We start from the raw sequence: 21,778 nt of genomic DNA on the forward strand, positions 1-21,778 counted from the left end.
CAGATTCCCATCAGGGGAAGGTGAGAACCTTCGACCAAGGTTCGACGGGTTAGTCCTTCCAACTCTCCGACATATAAGAAAAAACCGGCAACTGCCATGACCAGCGAATCGCCGCCAGACGCACGGACAGGCCGATGCTGAAAGAAACCAGCAGATTGATATCATGATCCACATTCAACGCCTTCAGCCCCAGATAAAGCAGCGCCACCAGCAGCGACACGCAGGCATAGAGCTCTTTCTTCAATACCATCGGGGTTCGGTTACAGAATATATCGCGCAGAATGCCGCCAAAAATCCCCGTCACAATTCCCGCCATAACCACAATCGTGATGGAGTAATTCAGCCCCTGTGCGACATTGCAGCCAATGATGGTGAAAGCAATCAACCCCATGGCGTCCAGCACCAGAAACAGGCGATGCAAATGATGCATCACGCGCGCAATGACAATAGTAAAGAGGCCGGCGCCGATCGTGAGATAAATATAACCGGGGTGTTGGGTCCAACCGATGGGATAATGACCAAGCAGGATATCGCGCACCGTACCACCGCCAAGCGCAGTGATAAAGGCGATCATGCTAACGCCGAAAATATCCATATTGCGCCGTCCGGCGGCCAGCGCGCCAGACATGCCTTCCGCCGTGATCGCGATCAGATAGATATAAGTAAGCACACAAGTTTTCCTGTGAAATGTGCCCCTCCCTCTGTCCGTTTACCTGAGAGTTTACGCCGCTTACGCCGCTTGCCCCTTCGGTGGGTTGTCGCAACAACCTCTCTCCAGTTGGCTTGAATGAAATTCGCAGTATGGTGACCTGAGCGATTATGGGAGTTTGCGCCTTCGGCGGAGCGTCAATTGACGCGCTCTCTCCTGCGAGAAAGCGGAGTATACGGGCTTGGCCGTTATCGTTCAACTCATCATCATTGCGTCTTATTTACCCGTCGCCAACAGGTTCCCACTCCGCCGTGACTCACGACATCGATTTCTGTTACCATCTGGAAACATTTTCATTGAACGGCAGCTAACATGAAAGTTGTTTCTTTTAATATCAATGGACTGCGGGCGCGTCCTCATCAGTTGGCCGCAATTATCGAGCAGCACCAGCCAGATGTGATCGGGTTACAGGAAACTAAGGTCCACGACGACATGTTTCCACTGGAAGACGTGAGCCAATATGGCTATCACGTTTTTTATCACGGGCAAAAAGGCCATTACGGCGTCGCACTGTTGTGCAAAAACCAACCGGTAGCGATTCGCCGCGGTTTTCCGACCGATGAGGAAGACGCGCAACGGCGAATTATCATGGCGGATTTTGCCACAGAACAGGGTACGCTGACGGTGGTGAACGGCTATTTTCCCCAGGGAGAAAGTCGCGACCACCCGGTGAAGTTTCCCGCCAAAACGCGCTTTTATCAGGATCTGCAAAACTATATTGAGCAGCACCATGCTACCGCCCAACCGCTGATCGTTATGGGCGATCTGAACATCAGCCCGACCGACCTTGATATCGGTATTGGCGAAGACAACCGCAAGCGCTGGCTGCGTACGGGAAAATGTTCGTTCCTGCCGGAAGAGCGTGAGTGGCTGGCCCGTCTGCAGGCCTGGGGGCTAACCGATACGTTCCGTGCGGCCAACCCTGACTGCAACGACCGTTTTTCATGGTTTGACTATCGTTCCAGCGGTTTTGATACCAATCGCGGGCTGCGTATCGATTTGATACTGGCGAGTCAACCGCTGGCCGAACGCTGTACCGGCACCGGCATCGACTATGATATTCGGGCGATGGAAAAACCGTCCGATCATGCGCCGATCTGGGCGGAGTTCGCTTTATAGATAAAAAAGCGCCGGAAGCGATTTTAAACGCCGTTTGCGGCGCGCATCCGTCATAGAAACACGCCGTGGCGACTCAGCTGTCGCCACGGCGTCTTATGGTCTACCCGCCGGCATTTTGCATTACTGTTTGATCGGCTGCCAAATCAGATCGTTCGTTCCCAGCGTCTGTTTATCTCGAACACACTGCAGGATCACGCTCTCTACTTTCAACACGGCGCCTTCCGAATAGTTACGGTTCTCATAGACGCAACAGCGAATACATTGATTATTTCGTTCACGCGCGGCGGAACCCGCATTCCACACCTCAGCAGGAACCGGCACCACAATATCCGTCCCGCTACGGCTCGCCGTCGCCACCGATGGCAATACCAACACGGCGGCGGCAATAAACCAGGAAACTAACGACCTCATGGATTCTGCTCCTTTACTTTGGGCTGGGTTTTACGCCGTTTTTTACTGCTCACCTGCGGCGCGGCAATACCTTTGAAAGCGCTCACGGCCCGGTTCTGTCTGGCCTGATGAATCAGTTCCTGTAACGAATGCGTCAACGGCTGCATGAAATCCTGGTAACGGCATTTCTTTTCGCTGATTTGCGTCAGCGTCGCTTCCCAATGCGCCGTCATATCCGGATGCGCAGCCATATCCGGCAGAGAATGGATCAACGCCCGCCCCGCTTCGCTGGCATGGATATAACGCCCTTTCTTAAACAGGAATGTACGCTTGAACAATAACTCGATAATCCCCGCGCGCGTCGCTTCCGTACCTAAACCATCGGTTGCCCGCAGGATTTTCTTTAGTGCTTTATCCTGAACAAAGCGCGCGATACCGGTCATTGCCGACAGCAAGGTGGCATCGGTAAACGGTCGCGGAGGTTGTGTTTGCCGCTCGATCACCTCACCGCGTTCGCACAATAACTCATCGCCTTTGGCGACGATCGGCAACGGCGTACCCTCATTCTCTTCGTCACGCTCTTTTCCCCCCAGCAGCGTGCGCCAGCCGGCTTCGGCCAGAAATCGGGCTTTGGCGACAAATTTTCCGCCAGCGATATCCAAATCGATCACGCACTTGCGGAACACCGCGTCCGGGCAAAACTGCATGATGTACTGACGGGCAATCAGCCCATACACCTTTTGCTCGTTATCAGACAGCGCCGCGCTTGAACTGCGCGCCGTAGGGATAATAGCATGGTGGGCATCGACTTTACTGTCATCCCAGCAGCGGTTGCGCCGTTCGATATCCATGACCGGCTGAGGCAAAAGGTCCGGCTGATGCACAGAGATCGCATTCAATACCGCCTGACGCCCGGCAAAATGCTCTTCCGGCAGATAACGGCTATCAGAACGCGGATAAGTAATCAACTTGTGGGTTTCATAGAGCTTCTGGCAAATATCCAGCACCTGCTGGGCGCTGAGTCCGAACCGTTTGGCGGCTTCAATCTGCAACGTCGATAACGAATAAGGCAGCGGCGCCGTTTCTGATTCCCGTTTATCATTATAGCCAGTGACGAAAGCGGGCTGACCATCGATCCGTTTGACGACGTGCTCCGCCAAAGATCGATGTAACAAGCGCCCTTCTTCATCCTGATAAGGCTCACAGGATTCGCTGGGTTGCCAAAGCGCAACAAAACGCTCGCCGGTGGGCGTGAGGATGTGGGCTTTCACCTCGAAATAATCTTTAGGAACAAAATTTTCGATCTCTTCGTCACGGCGCACCACCAGCCCCAGCACCGGCGTTTGCACCCGGCCGACCGACAGAACGCCATCATAGCCCGCATTACGCCCCAACAGCGTATAGGCGCGCGTCATATTGATGCCATACAACCAATCGGCGCGGGAACGCGCCAGCGCAGAGACGCACAGCGGAATAAACTCCCTGTTTTCGCGCAGTCTTGAAACCGCGCGTTCTACCGCCTGGGGATTCAAATCGTTAACCAAACAGCGCCGCACCTGATGACGTTTTTCTTCCGGCAACGCCAGATATTCCAACACCTCGTCAACCAACAGTTGCCCTTCACGATCGGGGTCGCCCGCATGAATGATCTCACTGGCGTCCGCCAACAGTTTTTTGATGGTATTGAGTTGTTTACTGACCGAGGGACGGGGCTGAAGCAACCATTTCTGTGGAATAATGGGCAAATCGGCCAACGACCAGCGCGCATAACGCGCATCATAAACATCGGGTTGCGCCTGTTCGAGCAAATGTCCGACGCACCATGTCACCACATCGTTCTGGCCACAGGCGATAAAACCGTCGCCGCGGCGATGCGGTTTAGGCAGCACATCCGCGATCGCCCGCGCCAGACTGGGCTTTTCGGCAATAAAAAGTCGCATTACGTACCATTGCGCGCAAAGATCGTTTCCCCGCAGCCGTGGTGTAAAACACGCGGCAAATGCACAGGGAAACGAAAACTTTTCAACTGGCGCTTATCAGAAATAATGGACAAATTTTTCAGCATCGAGCGGCGTCACCGTGGTTGACGCTTTCAGTTGCGGCGTACCCAAGTAGAGGAAACCGACGATCTCATCCTGTTCGCGGCAATTAAAGGCTGCGCGTACCCGTGGGTTGTGCGTCCAGGCGCCGCTACGCCAGATACCGTTAAAACCCTGGGCTAACGCGGCCATCTGCATCGCCTGAACGGCACAGCCGGCGGAAACGACCTGCTCCCAGCGGGGCACCTTCGGATTGTCTGCGCAATGCGCCACCACCGTAATAATCAGCGGTGCGCGAAACGGCGCCTGCCGGGCTTTCTCTATCCCGGCTTCGTCCAGACCTTCCTGTTCCGCCGCTTCAGTAAGCAGCGCGCTAAAGCGCGCCAGCCCTTCATTTTCAATCACAAAGAACCGCCAGGGCTGTAGAGTCCCGTGATCGGGAGCACGCATGCCAGCGTGAATAATATTGTTCAACGCCTCACCTGAAGGTGCCGGTGCCGTCAGGCGTGAAGCCGAACGACGATTAAGCAACAGTTCGAGAGCATCCATCGCACATCTCCTGTATTACAATGTGATTTCTGTGGTAAGACACAATGCGCGCCACGGTAGCATAAGTAGAAGTTTTGTTACAAGATAGCCCCACCCAAGAGCCATCTGGGGATGATTTAATGCTGACTTTTTCCTATCCGCTTATTAGGATATTAAAATAATAAGCTGTTTTCCCGTTTCCGGAGATACCATGCGCACATTGTGGCGAATTTTTAGCGGCCTTTTTAAGTGGACCTGGCGCCTGCTTAATTTTATCAGAGAATTTATTCTCAATATTTTTCTTATCGCGCTCATTCTGATTGGCGTCGGGATTTACACACAATTTAGCAGCACGCCAGCAGAAGTCACTCGCGGCGCATTGTTGGTTGATCTAACGGGCGTCGTGGTCGATCAGCCGTCGATGAACAATAAATTACGTCAGTTGGGACGTGAATTTTTCGGCGCATCCAGCAACCGGCGACAGGAAAACTCCCTGTTTGATATTGTCGATAGCATCCGCCAGGCCAAGACCGATAATAATATTACCGGCATCGTGCTGGATTTGAGCGATTTTTCAGGAGCGGATCAGCCATCCTTGCAATATATCGGCAAGTCTCTGCGGGAATTCCGCGACAGCGGTAAACCCATCTATGCCGTAGGCGATAGCTATAGTCAGGCGCAGTATTATCTGGCCAGCTTCGCCAACTCGATCGCGCTGACGCCTCAGGGAGAGGTGGATCTCCATGGTTTGGCCACTAATAACCTCTACTTCAAGTCACTGTTGGATAAACTGAAAGTCACCACCCATATTTTCAGAGTGGGAACTTATAAATCCGCGGTAGAACCTTACCTGCGCGATGATCTGTCGCCAGAAGCCAGAGAGGCTGACAGCCGCTGGATTAATGCCCTCTGGCAGCAATATCTGGGTACCGTCGCGGCTAACCGGCAGATAACGCCGGAACAGTTGTTCCCTGGCGCGGCCGGTATCATTGCGGGCTTACAAGCAGTCCAGGGCGACACCGCCCGCTACGCGCTGCAAAACAAGCTGGTGGATGAAGTCGCTTCCCGCACTGTTATCGAACAAACGCTGATCAAAGCCTTTGGCTGGAATGACAAAGCCAATAACTTCAACTTCACCAGTATTTACGACTATCAGCCGAAACCCCCGGCGCAAAACAATAATCAAATAGCCGTGGTTTTTGCCAATGGCGCGATCATTGACGGTCAGGAAACGCCCGGAATGGTAGGCGGCGATACCACCGCCGCCCAGATCCGCGAAGCGCGTCTCGATCCGAAAGTCAAAGCCGTGATCCTGCGCGTCAACAGCCCTGGCGGAAGCGTGTCGGCATCGGAAATGATCCGTTCGGAACTGATGGCCGTCCGTCTTGCGGGCAAGCCGGTGGTGGTTTCAATGGGCGGTATGGCGGCATCCGGCGGCTACTGGATTTCAACGCCGGCGAACGCCATTATCTCCAGCCCAAGCACGCTAACCGGTTCCATCGGTATCTTTGGCGTGATCAATACGTTTGAAAACTCACTGGAAAGTATTGGCGTACACACCGATGGCGTTGCCACCTCGCCGCTGGCCGATCTGGCGATGACAAAATCGTTATCGCCGGAATTCAGCCAAATGGTGCAGTTGAGTATCGAACGCGGGTATAAGAACTTTATCGACATCGTTGCCCAGGCGCGTAAAAAAACGCCGGAGCAAATCGATCAGATTGCCCAGGGACATGTCTGGATCGGTAGCGATGCGAAAGAAAATGGCTTGGTCGACCAGTTAGGCGATTTTGACGACGCGGTGAAGAAAGCCGCCGAGCTGGCCAAACTGGGTCAATATCAGCTTAGCTGGTTCGCGGAGCAACCCAGCCTGTTCGATGCCATGATGAACCAAATCAACGCATCGGTTTATGCCTGGTTGCCTACCGCCGTTCAGTCGATGCTGCCGGCTCCCGTCGCGCAGTTGACCAACGCGATACACGCGCAGCCTTCCATCATGAATAACCTCAACGATCCGCAGCACCGGTATGCGCTGTGCCTCACCTGCGGCGAGATCCGGTAAAACCAAAACCGTACAGCCCGGCATTCCCTTTCCTGTGGGTAACATGCCGGGCTGTCTTTCCTCCTAGTAATCTCTATAATCCTGCTTTTACCCTGATTAACATCACCCATGCAGAAAAAGTCTATCTACGTTGCCTATACGGGCGGCACCATCGGGATGCAGCGCTCCGCTAACGGCTATATTCCCGTCTCCGGGCACTTGCAGCAACAACTGGCGCAAATGCCGGAATTCCATCGTGCTGAAATGCCGGCATTCACCATTCATGAATACTCGCCGTTGATCGATTCTTCCGATATGACGCCGGCCGACTGGCAGGCTATCGCCGACGATATTCAACAGCATTATGATGAGTACGATGGCTTTGTCATTTTGCATGGCACCGACACCATGGCCTTTACCGCATCGGCATTATCTTTCATGCTGGAAAACCTGTCTAAGCCGGTAATTGTGACCGGGTCACAAATACCTCTCGCCGAATTACGCTCGGACGGGCAAACCAACCTGCTTAATGCGCTGTATGTCGCCGCCAATCACCCGATTAATGAAGTCACCCTATTCTTCAACAATAAACTTCTGCGCGGCAACCGAACCACCAAAGCCCATGCCGATGGCTTTGATGCCTTCGCATCGCCCAATTATCCGCCCTTGTTGGAGGCCGGTATTCATATTCGCCGCCTGGCGCCATCGTCGGCATGTGAGAATTGCCCGCCATTGCAGGTAAACAACATTACGCCGCAGCCTATCGGGGTAATTACGATTTATCCGGGTATCTCTGCGGATGTGGTGCGCAACTTTCTGCGTCAGCCGGTGAAGGCGCTGATCTTACGTTCTTACGGCGTAGGCAACGCGCCTCAGAGTCCTGGCTTGCTGAATGAGTTGCGTCAAGCATCGGAACGCGGCATCGTGGTGGTTAATTTGACGCAGTGCATCTCCGGCCGGGTGAATATGGGCGGCTACGCCACCGGTAATGCGTTAGCTCAGGCTGGCGTAATCAGCGGTTTCGATATGACCGTCGAAGCCACGCTGACTAAATTGCACTACCTACTGAGTCAGCAAACGCTTGACCCCAACCAGATCAGGCAGCTAATGCAGCAAAATCTGCGCGGCGAGTTAAGCGATAAAGACTAAATTAATGACGGGGGCTTCCATGAACAGAGCGTTGTTATTGATTGATTTGCAAAATGACTTCTGCCCTGGCGGCGCATTGGCGGTTAGCGAAGGCGACCGCGTAATCGAAGTAGCAAATCGCGCGATTGCAGCCTGTGCCGCGGCGAATGTCGCGGTCATCGCCAGCCAGGACTGGCATCCGGCCAATCATGGCAGCTTTGCCGTCAACGCCAACGCGCCGGTAGGTGAAATCGGCGAGCTTGATGGGCTGCCCCAGGTTTGGTGGCCCGTTCATTGCGTCCAGAATCAACCGGGCGCCCAGTTTCATCCGGCGCTGAATCAGCAAGCGATTGACTGGGTGGTACGCAAAGGCACTCAAGCCAACATTGATAGCTATAGCGCATTCTTTGATAACGGTCATCGGGCTAAAACCGATCTGGATGACTGGTTGCGGGCTCATGGCGTCACGCATTTGACCGTAATGGGCATCGCAACGGACTACTGCGTTAAATTCAGCGTGCTGGACGCCCTCGCGCTGGGCTACAAAACGGATGTGCTGGTGGAAGGATGCCGCGGCGTCAATCTTAATCCGCAAGATAGCCGGACAGCGCTGCAGGAGATGCAGCGCCAAGGCGCGAATCTGATCGATTTAGACACCTTCACTGCCGAGCTGCCCACGTAACCGGGTCGTGGTTTACTCGTGGGGATCCTGCAAAACTCACCTTGGATAGAGACGCGCAATCGCGGGTTCACTGAACTGTTGCTTCAGTTCCTGCTTGCTTTTCATGACGATTTCCCCGTCAGGACCGATGGTCATATGTTCCGCCTGTTTATTGTGGCGCGATTGCCACAGCATCACCATTTGCAGGCAATTCTCTTTCTGTTCCGCGGATAAAGAGACGCCGTCCGGCCATTTGCCTAATTCTACAGCGGTCGCCAACCGCTGGTAGATTTCCGGCGTCATGGCATCGATCAAATCATCAAGTTGCATCGCCTATTCCCGCCCGTATTGCTGAAACGTTTAAGCTAATCATTAACCAACAAAATCAATATAGTTAGACCAGCGGTCCCAGTCAGCCATCAACCCGCTTGCCATCATCGGCGTCGATAAAGCTTAATGACGCGGAATTAACGCAGTAACGCTCACCGGTAGTCTGCTGCGGTCCGTCGGGAAAAACGTGTCCCAAATGCGCATCGCAGTTGCCGCAGCGGATCTCGATACGGTGCATATGGTGAGAATCATCGTCGATATAGCGAACGGCGTCAGGGGATACCGGCTGGTCGAAACTTGGCCAGCCACATCCGGAGTCAAATTTGTTGGCCGAATAGAACAACGGTTTCTGGCAGCACAGGCAGTGATAGATGCCAGTACGCTTGTTATGCAGCAGCTTGCCGGAATATGGGGGTTCCGTGCCTCTTTGCTGAGTCACATAACGTTGTATTTCTGTCAATTCAGTCGAATCTGAAGAGGACTGCTGAGAGTGTTTGTTAGCCATAGGAGTCTCGTGGAAAGCAACATCACCAAACCATTCATGAATAATAACAAAAAATTAACAACTTTACAGGCCATTTTAGCTTAATATAATGTCAGTGGACAGGATGAGCATTTAATTGTGACATTAATCACAATTTTAGACGGAATGGGCTTTATATGATTCAGACAGCGCTACATCCGTCTTAAATGTTCTTTATTTACAGCTTAGGTGGAATTTCGTGCAAAGGTTAGTCATAGGATTGACTTACAGCAACTATTGACACGATTCCGCTTGACGCTCAGCAAGGTTTTTGTAATTTTACAACCAACCTTTATTCACTAACCAAATCTGGTGGAATATATGACTATCAAAGTAGGTATCAACGGTTTTGGCCGTATCGGCCGCATTGTTTTCCGTGCAGCACAAGAACGTTCTGACATTGAAATTGTTGCGATCAACGATCTGTTAGACGCTGACTACATGGCGTACATGCTGAAGTATGACTCTACTCATGGCCGTTTCAACGGCACCGTTGAAGTTAAAGATGGCCATCTGGTTGTTAACGGCAAAACTATCCGTGTTACTGCAGAACGTGACCCGGCAAACCTGAAATGGAACGAAGCCGGTGTTGACGTAGTTGCTGAAGCAACTGGTCTGTTCCTGACTGACGAAACCGCACGTAAGCACATCAGCGCTGGCGCGAAGAAAGTGGTTCTGACCGGTCCGTCCAAAGACAGCACGCCGATGTTCGTTATGGGCGTTAACCACAAAGCCTATGCCGGTCAGGACATCGTTTCCAACGCATCTTGTACCACCAACTGCCTGGCGCCGCTGGCTAAAGTCATCAACGACAACTTCGGTATCGTTGAAGCACTGATGACCACCGTTCACGCCACTACCGCGACTCAGAAAACCGTTGACGGCCCGTCTCACAAAGACTGGCGCGGCGGCCGCGGCGCATCTCAGAACATCATCCCGTCTTCTACCGGCGCAGCGAAAGCAGTGGGTAAAGTTATCCCTGAACTGAATGGTAAACTGACTGGTATGGCGTTCCGCGTTCCTACTCCGAACGTATCCGTTGTCGACCTGACTGCCCGTCTGGAAAAACCTGCGTCTTACAAAGACATCTGTGCCGCTATCAAAGCAGCTTCAGAAGGTGAACTGAAAGGCGTTCTGGGTTACACCGAAGACGACGTTGTTTCTACCGATTTCAACGGCGAAAAACTGACTTCAGTGTTCGATGCCAAAGCCGGTATCGCTCTGAGCGACAACTTTGTGAAACTGGTTTCCTGGTACGATAACGAAACCGGCTACTCCAACAAGGTTCTGGATCTGATCACTCACATCTCCAAGTAAGTTCGGGTGATAGTTCAATGATGAAGGGCGGCCTCCGGTCGCCCTTTTTACTTGCTGATTAACAACAACCAAAATAGGCAACATCATGAATGATAAGATTTTCAAACTCCCCATCATCAACCCAATTACCTCAACCATCAGCCAGCGACAGTTGGAACAACTGCCGGTGATTGTCGTCGAGCATCCCCAGGTTCGCGCAGCTGTAACATTACAAGGCGCGCATCTGCTGAACTGGCAACCAACGGGCGAAGCGCCTGTGCTTTGGCTAAGCGATAACACGGCCTTCACTGAGCATGTGGCTATTCGTGGCGGTATCCCTATCTGTTTCCCATGGTTTGGCCCGTATGCTGAACCTAACCACGGTTTCGCACGCCTGCTGCCGTGGGAATTCACGTCTCATAGCGAAGATGAACAAGGTGTGGAATTGGCTTTCACACTGCGCGACACGGCGAAAACCCGTGAATCCTGGCCGCATGAATTTACCCTTATCGCCCGTTTCAAATTGGGTAAAACATGTCATGTCGAATTGGAAGCGCACGGTGATTACAGCTTTACCAGCGCATTACACACCTACTTTCAAATCGGCGATATCGGCAAGATCGCTATCAGCGGGCTGGGCGATCAATATATTGATAAAGTCAATCAGGGCAAGGTATCCGCTCAACAAGGGGATCTGGTATTTACCGATCGCACCGACCGTATTTACACCCATCCGCAGAGTATTAGCGTTATTAATGACCCGGTGTTGCAACGCACGATTGAAGTGCACCATACCAACTATAGCGACGTCGTTTCATGGAATCCCGGCGCGGAACTATCACATACCATTAGTGATATGACTGACGAAGGCTATAAAACCTTTGTCTGCGTAGAAACGGCGCGTATTAATCAGCCGTTAACCGCGACAGTGCAGTCACCTGCCCGATTATCCACGCTTATTCGTATCAAGAAATCGTCATAACGACAAAATGGCGTATGAATGCCCATTCATACGCCATAATTTCCCTCGACGTTACACCACGTCCAGATGCTGTTTGCTCTTCGGCGGTGGAAAGGCTTGATCCAGCAAGGCCAGCTCATCCGGATGAAACACAATATCCAATACTTGCGCATTCTCTTTAACATGCTGCTCCGAACTGGCTTTGGGAATGGCTATCACCCCGGTCTGGCGGATAACCCAGGCCAGCAATACCTGAGCCGGCGTGATCGCATGCGCTCCGGCGATGGCGTTAATCACCGGATGCGCAAACAACCCATTACGCAAGCGCCCTGCCTGAGCGATCGGGCAATAAGCCATAACCGGTACATGTTGTTGCCGACACCAGGGCAACAGATCGAACTCTATCCCGCGTGACGCCAAATGATAAAGTACCTGATCGGTCATACATTCCTGGCCGCCATCGATAGACCAAAGCTCCTGCATATCATCAATATCCAGGTTGGATACGCCCCAACGGCCAATCTTGCCCGAACGCTGTAGCTGCTGCATGGCCGCGATGGTATCAGTCAGTGGGATGTTGCCGCGCCAGTGCAGCAAATACAGATCGATATAATCGGTTTGCAGGCGTTTCAGGCTCTGTTCACAGGCTTTGATCGCTTTTGCGCCGCCGGCGTTGTGCGGATAAACTTTGGACACCAGATAGACTTTGTCGCGCCGTGCGCGAATCGCCTCGCCAACGACGATCTCCGCCCCGCCATCCGCATACATTTCAGCCGTATCGATCAGAGTCAAGCCTTGCTCGATTCCCGTCTGTAAGGCTTTAACTTCCTGCGCTTTTGCCTGCGCCTTTTCTCCCATAAACCAGGTACCCTGGCCAATCGCAGGCACCTTCGTGCCATCTGGAAAGCTGACTTCTTTTATCGCCATGATTGCTTCTCCCCTTGACAAAAAATGGCGCACCAGCTAACGCACCATTAACGTGCAAACGAGGTAGTATCACCCCATTATGGTGCAATGAGCGCACCATGATATCGAATAGGCTTAGAACCGATAGCTGACACCCGCACTCATTACGGCGCTGTAGCTGCTATCGACGATCGGGCTATCCTTCGTTTCATCGGATAAGCGGATATAACGTCCCGTCGCCCAGGCGCTCCAGCTTGAATTGATTTGATAGTTGGCGCTAAGCTCAACATACGGCGACCATCCATCGCCGGGACGATAGCGGCTAAACCCTGAACGGGCGGATTCCTGACTGCTGACCCCATAGTAATAACGGTTCATGTTTTCGCTGAACCAGCTGGCGCCGATACCCGGTATAATATTCAGGTCGCCCATGTTGAAGCGATAAAGATAGGCGGTATCCCAGATAATCCCGTTGCTGTAATCCAGCGTGTCGCCGGCCAGTACGGTGCGAATTTCGCCCCAATCGGCTATGTGGCGATAGGCGGCGCCGGCCATCAGCGTGCCGCGGCGCTTATCCAACTGCTTCATGCGGGCATCATCGCTGTCGCCGGGTTTAAACCCCAACGGCAGGTAATAGGCGGTCAGCGATAGCCGATTCGCATTGTCATTCCATAAGTAGTATCCTCCTCCTATACCTCGAAAATAGAAGTTTTCGCTTTCATAATTCAGTACGGGGAGCGGATAAACATGGTTATCACCGCCACGATACACCGACGTCGAACCAAACGCCCCCAAGCCTAATGATACATCGGCGGCATAGGCTGCAGGCAGCGTCGCAGCCGTCAATACCAGGGCGGATGACAGAAATATTTGAGATTGATTCACTGTTTTCACTTCCTGTTCCTGTTACAGACAAGCATTGTTAAACATGATGTTCTGCCGTTCACTTCTTCCCTTAGTTTAAATAAAAATAAGATAAGCGAATAATTTATATCAATTCTGTCTCTGTTCCGTGAACAGCAGCGCCAGGCGGCCTATAGAGCCGCATGATTGGATATTACAGGGTATTGTCAGGAAGTGAGTCATTGAAATATCTTAAAAATATGTCCGCAGAGTGGAGGAAATTTTGTGGATGCAAACTACGCTTTAATACAGGAAGGTGGAGTTTTTCCAAGTCAGCGGGAATGGGTAAAATCAAGACTTCGCTCTCATACCACAAGTTGGCATAAGGGTTGCTGTACTCTGGATGATTTCTTCTTTCGGGGAGCAATATTATAGGCTGTACGCATTTTACACGCTCTCTTAATCTGTGCTAATCGACGAAGGACGGGCATCGCTATGAACATATTTGATCACTACCGTCAGCGCTACGACGCTGCCAAGGATGAAGAGTTCACACTGCAGGAATTCCTTACTATCTGTCAGCAAGATCGGAGCGCATATGCAAACGCTGCTGAACGATTGCTAATGGCCATCGGTGAGCCTGTGATGGTGGATACCGCTCATGAGTCGCGTTTATCCCGTTTGTTTTCAAACCGGATTATTGCCCGTTATCCTGCTTTCGAAGAATTCTATGGTATGGAAGACGCCATAGAACAAATCGTGTCTTATTTGAAACACGCTGCGCAAGGATTAGAAGAGAAGAAACAGATTCTGTATCTGCTTGGCCCGGTCGGCGGGGGGAAATCCTCGCTGGCGGAACGCCTGAAAGTGCTGATGCAGCGCGTGCCCATTTATATTCTGAGCGCGAACGGCGAGCGCAGCCCGGTAAACGATCATCCGCTGTGCCTGTTTAATCCGCAGGAAGATGCCGCCATTCTGGAGAAAGAATACGCCATTCCGCGGCGCTATCTGGGCACCATCATGTCGCCGTGGGCGGCTAAACGCCTGCAGGAATTTGGCGGCGATATCACTAAATTCAAAGTGATCAAAGTGTGGCCGTCTATTTTGTCGCAGGTCGCTATCGCCAAAACCGAACCGGGTGACGAAAACAATCAGGATATCTCGGCGCTGGTCGGCAAAGTGGATATCCGCAAGCTGGAGCATTATGCCCAGAACGACCCTGATGCCTACGGTTACTCCGGCGCCCTGTGCCGCGCCAACCAGGGCATCATGGAGTTCGTGGAAATGTTTAAAGCGCCCATCAAGGTGCTGCACCCGTTGCTGACCGCGACTCAGGAAGGCAACTACAACGGTACGGAAGGTATTGCCGCCCTGCCGTTCAACGGCATCATTCTGGCCCACTCCAATGAATCAGAATGGGTGCAGTTCCGTAATAATAAAAACAATGAAGCTTTCCTCGACCGTGTCTACATCGTGAAGGTGCCGTATTGCCTGCGCGTTTCCGAAGAGGTCAAGATCTATGACAAACTGCTTAACCACAGTGAACTGGCTCATGCCCCCTGCGCGCCCGGCACGCTGGAAACGCTGGCCCGCTTCTCGATTTTGTCGCGGCTGAAAGAACCGGAAAACTCCAGCATTTATTCCAAGATGCGGGTGTATGACGGTGAAAGCCTGAAGGATACCGATCCGAAAGCGAAGTCTTATCAGGAATACCGTGATTACGCAGGCGTGGATGAAGGGATGAACGGTCTTTCAACCCGTTTCGCCTTTAAAATACTCTCCCGGGTATTTAACTTCGACCACAGCGAGGTGGCGGCGAACCCGGTACACCTGTTCTATGTGCTGGAGCAACAGATTGAACGTGAGCAATTCCCACAGGAGTTCGCGGAAAAATATCTTGAACACCTGAAGGGTTATCTCATACCCAAGTATGCGGAATTTATCGGCAAAGAGATTCAAACCGCTTATCTGGAATCCTATTCCGAATACGGACAGAACATTTTTGATCGTTATGTCACCTATGCGGATTTCTGGATTCAGGATCAGGAGTATCGTGATCCGGATACCGGGCAATTATTTGACCGGGAATCACTCAATGCCGAGCTGGAAAAAATCGAGAAACCAGCGGGTATCAGCAACCCCAAAGATTTCCGTAACGAAATCGTCAACTTTGTTTTGCGTGCCCGAGCCAATAACAACGGGCGCAATCCAAACTGGACCAGTTACGAGAAACTGCGGACAGTGATTGAGAAGAAAATGTTCTCCAACACTGAGGAACTATTGCCGGTTATTTCGTTTAACACCAAAACCTCAACGGATGAGCAGAAGAAGCATGATGACTTCGTCGATCGTATGATGGAGAAAGGCTATACCCGGAAACAGGTACGTTTGCTGTGCGAATGGTATCTGCGGGTGAGGAAATCATCATAGTGATATACGAAGCGAGCAAAGTCGTTTGGGGGGAGTATGGCCTATTTCATTGATCGACGGCTAAACGGCAAAAACAAGAGCATGGTTAATCGCCAGCGCTTTTTGCGCCGCTATAAGTCGCAAATAAAACAGTCGATTTCCGAGGCCATTAATAAGCGTTCGGTGACGGATATCGAAAGCGGGGAGTCAGTATCGATCCCCAATGGGGACATCAACGAACCGATGTTTCATCAGGGGCGCGGTGGACGACGCAATCGCGTTCACCCGGGAAACGATCATTTTGTACAGAATGACCGAATCGAGCGGCCACAAGGAGGTGGCGGCAGCGGTTCCGGTCAGGGCGACGCCAGTAAAGATGGCGAAGGTCAGGATGAGTTCGTCTTCCAGATATCCAAAGACGAATATCTCGATTTGCTGTTTGAGGATTTGGCCCTGCCGAATCTGAAAAAAACGCAGCACCGGCAGCTTAATGAGTACAAAACACATCGCGCGGGCTATACGGCTAACGGGGTTCCCGCCAATATCAGCGTCGTACGCTCATTGCAGAACTCCCTGGCGCGCCGTATGGCGATGACCGCCGGGAAGCGCAGAGAATTGCACGCCCTGGAGGAGACGCTGGACCAACTGGAACACTCTGAACCGGCTCAATTGCTGGAAGAGGAGCGGCTGCGCCAGGAGATCGCGGAGCTGCGCCAGAAAATTGCCCGCGTGCCGTTTATCGATACCTTTGACCTGCGCTATAAAAACTATGAGCGCCGGGCCGAGCCATCCAGCCAGGCGGTGATGTTCTGCCTGATGGATGTCTCCGGCTCCATGGATCAGGCAACTAAGGATATGGCGAAACGTTTTTACATTCTGCTCTATCTGTTCCTCAGCAGAAGTTATAAAAACGTCGAAGTTGTCTATATTCGCCACCATACCCAGGCTAAAGAGGTTGATGAGCAGGAGTTCTTCTACTCGCAGGAAACTGGCGGCACCATTGTTTCCAGCGCGTTGAAGCTCATGGAAGAAGTCGTACACGAACGTTACGATCCGGCGCAGTGGAATATCTATGCGGCGCAGGCATCTGACGGTGACAACTGGGCCGATGATTCGCCGCTGTGTCATCAAATCCTGGCGAATCAGCTACTGCCGATTGTGCGTTACTATAGCTATATTGAAATCACCCGGCGTTCACATCAAACGTTATGGCGTGAATATGAAATGCTGCGTGATGAGTTTGATAATTTCGCCATGCAGCACATTCGCGATCCGGATGACATCTATCCGGTGTTCCGGGAACTTTTCCGGAAACAGACCGTCGGAAATTAGCTTATATAAATCAGCCAGTTAATCAACACTCTGGCTGATTTTAACGCTGCCGCATCCCTTTTACCCCACCCGAATAACACCCTATTGTTCACGCTAAAACATATAGGCGGATACGGCTATATGCTTGGGGTTGTTACACCGTCACCAATATAACGCTTTCCTTCGCCGACGCCGGCCATTACCCTTAGCGCAAAGGTAACATTTAGGTTTCTGCTTTCTCATGCAAAAATTTGTCCTGCTCTTGCTGGCGCTGGTGCTGCTGGGGCCACTGGGAATCGATATTTATTTACCCTTGATCCCCGCTATCGCTCAAGGCTTGAACGCTCCAGAACCCCTGATCCAATCAACCATTGCGCTTTTCATCATGGTCATGGGACTCGGCCAGTTGGTCGCCGGTCCGCTGGTGGATATGTACGGCCGACGCCCCATAGCGCTAGCGGGCGTGATTATCTACATTATCGGCGCGGTGATGGCGGCACTGGCCTCCAACGCCGTCGTTTTCGTACTGTCACGTCTTTTTCAGGGGATCGCCGTCTGCTGTACCGCCGTTGCGATTTTCAGCTGCGTCCGCGATCGGCTGGATGGCGATGACGCCGCCCGCACTTTCGGCTTTCTTAACGGCACGCTGAACATTGTGCCGGCCTTGGCCCCGTTACTCGGCGGACTGTTGGCGGAAGCGTTCGGCTGGCGGGCGCCCTTCTGGTTCCTGTCGGGCTACAGTGCGGTTATTTTGATTTTGACCGCTTTTTTTCTGCCGGAAACCAGGCCGGATTCAACCTTGCCTATCAGAGAGTTACCGCTGCGGCAATACATGCGCATTTTATCCAATCCGCGCTTTTTAGGATTTGCGTTGGTGAATGCGGGCGCCATGGGCATGGCGCTGACCTATGTCAGCTTTTCGTCCGTGGTATTGATGAATCAGGCCCGGTTAACGCCGTTGCAATTCTCATTCGCCTTCGGCGGGAATGGTTTCTGGATCATGCTGGTCAGTTTTATTGCCAACCGGATCATTCGTAAGGTCGGCCGCCCAGCCTGTTTGAGCGTGGGCAGCCTGTTGATGGGCGCCGGATTTCTCAGCCTGATCTTGGGCGTTGCGTTACTGCCGCCACAATTACAGGACACCTGGCCAAGCTACATGCTGCCGGTCGCGCTGGCCTGTGCCGGTTTGGCGTTTCTGGTGGGGCCGGCCACCAGCTATGCCCTGGAACCCTACTCGAATGAAGCCGGCATAGCTTCGGCGATGATCGGCTTTATTCAGATGGCAGGCGGCGCGGCATTGGGGCTAGCGGCAATGGCTTTACCATTGCCGGCCAAAATATCACTGGCAATGGTTATGTTATGCGCGGGGTTGTTGGCCCTGCGGGCAAGGCTGCTAACCCGCAGGTTGAAAGGCAGCATTACGGAACTGCCCCAGGGTTAGATCCTGGCGTAGCGGAATACGGATAAATCATCGGATTGAATATCCGGTGTTTTACCCGAAATAATGTCAGCCAGCAGTTGTCCCGAACCGCAGGCCATCGTCCATCCCAGCGTGCCGTGCCCGGTATTCAGATACAGATTTTTCAGCGGGGAACGTCCGACTAGCGGCGTTCCGTCCGGCGTCATGGGGCGTAAGCCGGTCCAGAATGTCGCCTGCTCAATCGGCCCTACGTTCGGGTAGAGATCGCGTACCACCATTTCGAGCGTTTCCCGGCGTTTCGCATTCAACTCGGTATTAAAGCCGACGATTTCCGCCATGCCGCCGACGCGAATGCGCTGGTCAAAACGCGTAATGGCGACTTTATACGTTTCATCCAGTACGGTAGAGATCGGCGCGGCGACCTCATTCGTCAACGGAATGGTCAGAGAGTATCCTTTCAGCGGATAAACCGGAATACTGAACCAGTTGCGCAGCAGTCCCGTCGAGTAGGAACCGCAGGCCATGACATAGGCATCCGCGGTTATCGCCTCGCCATTGCACTGCACGCCGCTGACCTGTTGCCCTTCTATCTGCAACTGGCTGATCTCCTGACCGAACTTGAATATAACGCCGGCTTCTTCGGCCATTTTCGCCAGGTGGCGGGTAAATAACTGACAATCGCCCGTTTCATCATGCGGCAAACGTAAACCGCCGGTGAGTTTATCCGTCACATTCGCCAATGCCGGTTCGACCGTCGATAACTGGCGCTTATCCAGTAATTGATACGGCACCCCCGCCTCTTTTAACACCGCAATATCGCGAACCGCGTTTTCATACTGCTGCTCGGTTCGAAACAATTGCAACGTACCGCCCTGGCGCCCTTCATACTGGATATCGGTTTTCTGACGCAGCGTCTGTAAACAATCGCGGCTGTATTCAGCCAGCCGAACCATACGGGCTTTATTGACTTTATAGTGCCGACTGTCGCAGTTCAGCAGCATCTGCCACATCCAGCCTAACTGCTCAGTGGAAAAGTCTGGCCGAATAGCCAACGGAGCGTGACGTTGAAATAACCATTTGACGGCTTTCAGCGGGATCCCCGGCGCCGCCCAGGGGGCGGAGTAACCAGGAGAGATTTGTCCGGCGTTACCCGCACTGGTTTCAAGCGCGGGTTCCGGTTGTCGATCTACCACGGTTACCGCATGCCCGGCCTGCGCCAGGTACCAGGCGGTACTGACGCCGATAACGCCGCTTCCCAGAATCGCAACCCGCATCTTTACCTATCTCCCTTAATCATTGTGACTTACCTTGTAATATGCTGGATAATTATTTATATGCTGGAATAAAAAGCTACTCTAGCATTTAGGTAAAAATTGTCATCAGGCGTAGATATAGCATTTATCTATTGTCCGCGAGGCGTAATAACGTCATATTATGGTAATCAAGTCTGTAAATCTTTTCTGCCAACTCTCCGTTTTTACGTCACTTTTATCAGATTGAGCTACGATTAATAATGTCTGTGCGATCTTGTACAGGCCGATCATGTAAGGGGCGCGCTGATGGCTATATCGACTGATAACCCGGTAAAGAAACCTAATCGCCTGGATGACGGGCCAGACTGGTCGTTTGAGCTATTGCAGGTCTATCTTGATGAAATAGATCGCGTAGCGAAACTTTATCGTCTGGATACCTACCCTCATCAAATCGAAGTGATTACGTCTGAGCAGATGATGGATGCCTACTCCAGCGTAGGTATGCCGATCAACTATGCTCACTGGTCATTTGGGAAAAAATTCATTGAAACCGAGCAGCGTTACAAACACGGTCAACAAGGGTTGGCTTACGAAATAGTCATCAACTCGGATCCCTGTATTGCCTATCTGATGGAAGAGAACACCATGCCCATGCAAGCGCTGGTCATGGCGCATGCCTGCTACGGGCATAATTCGTTCTTTAAAGGCAATTATCTATTCCGTAGCTGGACCGATGCCGGCTCCATCGTCGATTATCTGATCTTTGCCCGGCAGTATATCGCGCAATGCGAAGAGCGTTACGGCGTGGAAGAGGTTGAGCGGCTGCTGGATTCATGCCATGCGCTGATGAACTACGGCGTCGATCGCTACAAGCGTCCGCAGAAAATATCCCTGGAAGAGGAAAAGTCGCGTCAGAAGAGCCGCGAGGCTTACCTGCAAAGTCAGGTCAACGATCTGTGGAAAACGCTTCCTCGCCGAGAACAAGATGTCTCGCATGAGCAAACGCGCCGACGTTTCCCGCAGGAGCCACAGGAAAATCTGCTTTACTTTATGGAAAAAAATGCGCCGTTGCTGGAGCCCTGGCAACGTGAAATTTTGCGCATCGTCCGTAAGGTCAGCCAGTATTTCTACCCGCAAAAACAGACGCAGGTTATGAATGAGGGATGGGCCACGTTCTGGCATTACACCATTCTTAATCACTTGTACGATGAAGACCGGGTTTCCGAGCGCTTCATGCTGGAGTTTTTGCACAGTCATACCAACGTGATTTACCAGCCGCCGTATAACAGTCCCTACTACAGCGGGATAAACCCCTATGCGCTGGGCTTCGCGATGTTCCAGGATATCAAGCGTATCTGTCAGGATCCGACGGAAGAGGACCGCTATTGGTTCCCGGATATCGCCGGTAAAGACTGGCTGGATACGCTGCATTTCGCCATGCAGAACTTTAAGGATGAAAGTTTTATCAGCCAGTTCCTGTCGCCGAAAGTGATGCGTGATTTCCGCCTGTTCACCGTGCTCGACGACGATAACAACAATTATCTTGAGATCGCGGCGATTCATGATGAAGAAGGCTATCGTTTAATTCGCCAGGAGTTGTCCGCACAGTACAACCTGAGCCATCTTGAACCGAATATTCAGGTTTGGGACGTCGATTTACGCGGCAATCGTTCGTTGACGCTGCGCTATATCCCGCATAATCGCGCGCCATTGGATAAGAGTAGCCATGAAGTGATGAAACATGTCCATCGCTTGTGGGGTTTTGAGGTATTTATGGAGCAGGTAAACGAAGACGGCGGCGTCGAGTTACTGGAGCGATGCCCTCCCCGGAACACGCCATCCTCACAACCCTGAGCAGACGTTAACTAAAAGGTAAGACAAGGGGGTATTCAGATCGCGCTGAATACCCTT

General features: G+C 52.2%; 19 protein-coding genes and 1 riboswitch. Of the genes, 10 read left to right on the forward strand and 9 right to left on the reverse strand.

Annotation, left to right across the window (positions count from 1 at the left end):
• Window positions 1-49: 49 nt before the first annotated feature.
• Window positions 50-670 carry a trimeric intracellular cation channel family protein gene (locus tag ACN28R_RS08175; protein ID WP_048638961.1) on the reverse strand — a complete coding sequence of 207 codons (621 nt, stop codon included), beginning with the start codon at window positions 668-670 and terminating at the stop codon, window positions 50-52.
• Window positions 671-691: 21 nt separating this feature from the next.
• Window positions 692-788, reverse strand: a riboswitch (glycine riboswitch).
• A gap of 233 nt (window positions 789-1,021) precedes the next feature.
• Here ACN28R_RS08175 and xthA point away from each other — a divergent pair.
• Window positions 1,022-1,828 carry an exodeoxyribonuclease III gene (gene xthA / locus ACN28R_RS08180; protein ID WP_048638962.1) on the forward strand — a complete coding sequence of 269 codons (807 nt, stop codon included), beginning with the start codon at window positions 1,022-1,024 and terminating at the stop codon, window positions 1,826-1,828.
• A 120-nt stretch (window positions 1,829-1,948) separates the two neighbouring features.
• Here the strand turns inward: xthA and ACN28R_RS08185 are convergent, their stop codons facing one another.
• The 3 genes from ACN28R_RS08185 to ACN28R_RS08195 form a co-directional block, all read right to left on the reverse strand.
• Window positions 1,949-2,239, reverse strand: coding sequence for a DUF1496 domain-containing protein (locus tag ACN28R_RS08185; RefSeq protein ID WP_095834135.1), 291 nt, complete (start codon window positions 2,237-2,239; stop codon window positions 1,949-1,951).
• On the reverse strand, window positions 2,236-4,158 hold the full coding sequence (locus ACN28R_RS08190) for a DNA topoisomerase III (protein ID WP_048638964.1): 1,923 nt from the start codon (window positions 4,156-4,158) through the stop codon (window positions 2,236-2,238). The genes ACN28R_RS08185 and ACN28R_RS08190 overlap by 4 nt, the downstream gene beginning before the upstream one ends.
• Before the next feature lie 96 nt (window positions 4,159-4,254).
• Window positions 4,255-4,806 (reverse strand): NAD(P)H nitroreductase, encoded by a 552-nt coding sequence (locus tag ACN28R_RS08195; RefSeq protein WP_048638965.1) that lies wholly within the window; start codon window positions 4,804-4,806, stop codon window positions 4,255-4,257.
• Between the two features lie 190 nt (window positions 4,807-4,996).
• Between ACN28R_RS08195 and sppA the strand changes: the two genes are divergently transcribed.
• From sppA to pncA, 3 genes are all read left to right on the forward strand, one after another.
• Window positions 4,997-6,847: a signal peptide peptidase SppA gene (gene sppA, locus ACN28R_RS08200; protein ID WP_095834136.1), complete on the forward strand. Its 1,851-nt coding sequence runs from the start codon at window positions 4,997-4,999 to the stop codon at window positions 6,845-6,847.
• A 108-nt stretch (window positions 6,848-6,955) separates the two neighbouring features.
• Window positions 6,956-7,975, forward strand: a complete 1,020-nt coding sequence (gene ansA, locus ACN28R_RS08205) for an asparaginase (protein WP_048638967.1) — start codon at window positions 6,956-6,958, stop codon at window positions 7,973-7,975.
• 19 nt (window positions 7,976-7,994) lie between these two features.
• Window positions 7,995-8,636 carry a bifunctional nicotinamidase/pyrazinamidase gene (gene pncA / locus ACN28R_RS08210; RefSeq protein ID WP_048638968.1) on the forward strand — a complete coding sequence of 214 codons (642 nt, stop codon included), beginning with the start codon at window positions 7,995-7,997 and terminating at the stop codon, window positions 8,634-8,636.
• Window positions 8,637-8,672: 36 nt separating this feature from the next.
• Here the strand turns inward: pncA and ACN28R_RS08215 are convergent, their stop codons facing one another.
• The gene (locus ACN28R_RS08215) at window positions 8,673-8,945 is read right to left on the reverse strand and encodes a YeaC family protein (RefSeq protein ID WP_048638969.1); all 273 of its coding nucleotides are present in this window, start codon (window positions 8,943-8,945) and stop codon (window positions 8,673-8,675) included.
• A gap of 82 nt (window positions 8,946-9,027) precedes the next feature.
• Window positions 9,028-9,450 carry a peptide-methionine (R)-S-oxide reductase MsrB gene (gene msrB / locus ACN28R_RS08220; RefSeq protein ID WP_048638970.1) on the reverse strand — a complete coding sequence of 141 codons (423 nt, stop codon included), beginning with the start codon at window positions 9,448-9,450 and terminating at the stop codon, window positions 9,028-9,030.
• A 339-nt stretch (window positions 9,451-9,789) separates the two neighbouring features.
• Here msrB and gapA point away from each other — a divergent pair, with 339 nt between their 5' ends.
• Together gapA and ACN28R_RS08230 are read left to right on the forward strand one after the other, a co-directional pair.
• Window positions 9,790-10,785, forward strand: coding sequence for a glyceraldehyde-3-phosphate dehydrogenase (gene gapA, locus ACN28R_RS08225; protein ID WP_048638971.1), 996 nt, complete (start codon window positions 9,790-9,792; stop codon window positions 10,783-10,785).
• An 85-nt stretch (window positions 10,786-10,870) separates the two neighbouring features.
• Complete coding sequence (locus ACN28R_RS08230) at window positions 10,871-11,746, forward strand: D-hexose-6-phosphate mutarotase (RefSeq protein WP_048638972.1); 876 nt, start codon at window positions 10,871-10,873, stop codon at window positions 11,744-11,746.
• A 51-nt stretch (window positions 11,747-11,797) separates the two neighbouring features.
• Here the strand turns inward: ACN28R_RS08230 and ACN28R_RS08235 are convergent, their stop codons facing one another.
• Complete coding sequence (locus ACN28R_RS08235) at window positions 11,798-12,652, reverse strand: aldo/keto reductase (protein WP_095834138.1); 855 nt, start codon at window positions 12,650-12,652, stop codon at window positions 11,798-11,800.
• A 114-nt stretch (window positions 12,653-12,766) separates the two neighbouring features.
• On the reverse strand, window positions 12,767-13,495 hold the full coding sequence (locus tag ACN28R_RS08240) for a MipA/OmpV family protein (protein WP_275051402.1): 729 nt from the start codon (window positions 13,493-13,495) through the stop codon (window positions 12,767-12,769).
• A gap of 474 nt (window positions 13,496-13,969) precedes the next feature.
• On the opposite strand from ACN28R_RS08240, the gene yeaG reads away from it, so the two are divergent.
• The 3 genes from yeaG to ACN28R_RS08255 all read left to right on the forward strand — a co-directional run bounded on the left by yeaG (window position 13,970) and on the right by ACN28R_RS08255 (window position 18,635).
• The gene (gene yeaG / locus ACN28R_RS08245) at window positions 13,970-15,904 is read left to right on the forward strand and encodes a protein kinase YeaG (RefSeq protein WP_048638974.1); all 1,935 of its coding nucleotides are present in this window, start codon (window positions 13,970-13,972) and stop codon (window positions 15,902-15,904) included.
• Window positions 15,905-15,940: 36 nt separating this feature from the next.
• Complete coding sequence (locus ACN28R_RS08250) at window positions 15,941-17,215, forward strand: YeaH/YhbH family protein (RefSeq protein WP_048638975.1); 1,275 nt, start codon at window positions 15,941-15,943, stop codon at window positions 17,213-17,215.
• 220 nt (window positions 17,216-17,435) lie between these two features.
• Window positions 17,436-18,635 carry a multidrug effflux MFS transporter gene (locus ACN28R_RS08255; protein ID WP_048638976.1) on the forward strand — a complete coding sequence of 400 codons (1,200 nt, stop codon included), beginning with the start codon at window positions 17,436-17,438 and terminating at the stop codon, window positions 18,633-18,635.
• Here the strand turns inward: ACN28R_RS08255 and ACN28R_RS08260 are convergent.
• Window positions 18,632-19,888 carry a D-amino acid dehydrogenase gene (locus tag ACN28R_RS08260; protein WP_048638977.1) on the reverse strand — a complete coding sequence of 419 codons (1,257 nt, stop codon included), beginning with the start codon at window positions 19,886-19,888 and terminating at the stop codon, window positions 18,632-18,634. The two genes, ACN28R_RS08255 and ACN28R_RS08260, sit on opposite strands and share 4 nt — an antisense overlap.
• 285 nt (window positions 19,889-20,173) lie before the next feature.
• Here ACN28R_RS08260 and ACN28R_RS08265 point away from each other — a divergent pair, with 285 nt between their 5' ends.
• Window positions 20,174-21,721: a SpoVR family protein gene (locus ACN28R_RS08265; protein ID WP_095834139.1), complete on the forward strand. Its 1,548-nt coding sequence runs from the start codon at window positions 20,174-20,176 to the stop codon at window positions 21,719-21,721.
• Window positions 21,722-21,778 lie beyond the last annotated feature (57 nt).

Source organism: Brenneria goodwinii (assembly GCF_002291445.1).
Taxonomy (GTDB): domain Bacteria; phylum Pseudomonadota; class Gammaproteobacteria; order Enterobacterales; family Enterobacteriaceae; genus Brenneria; species Brenneria goodwinii.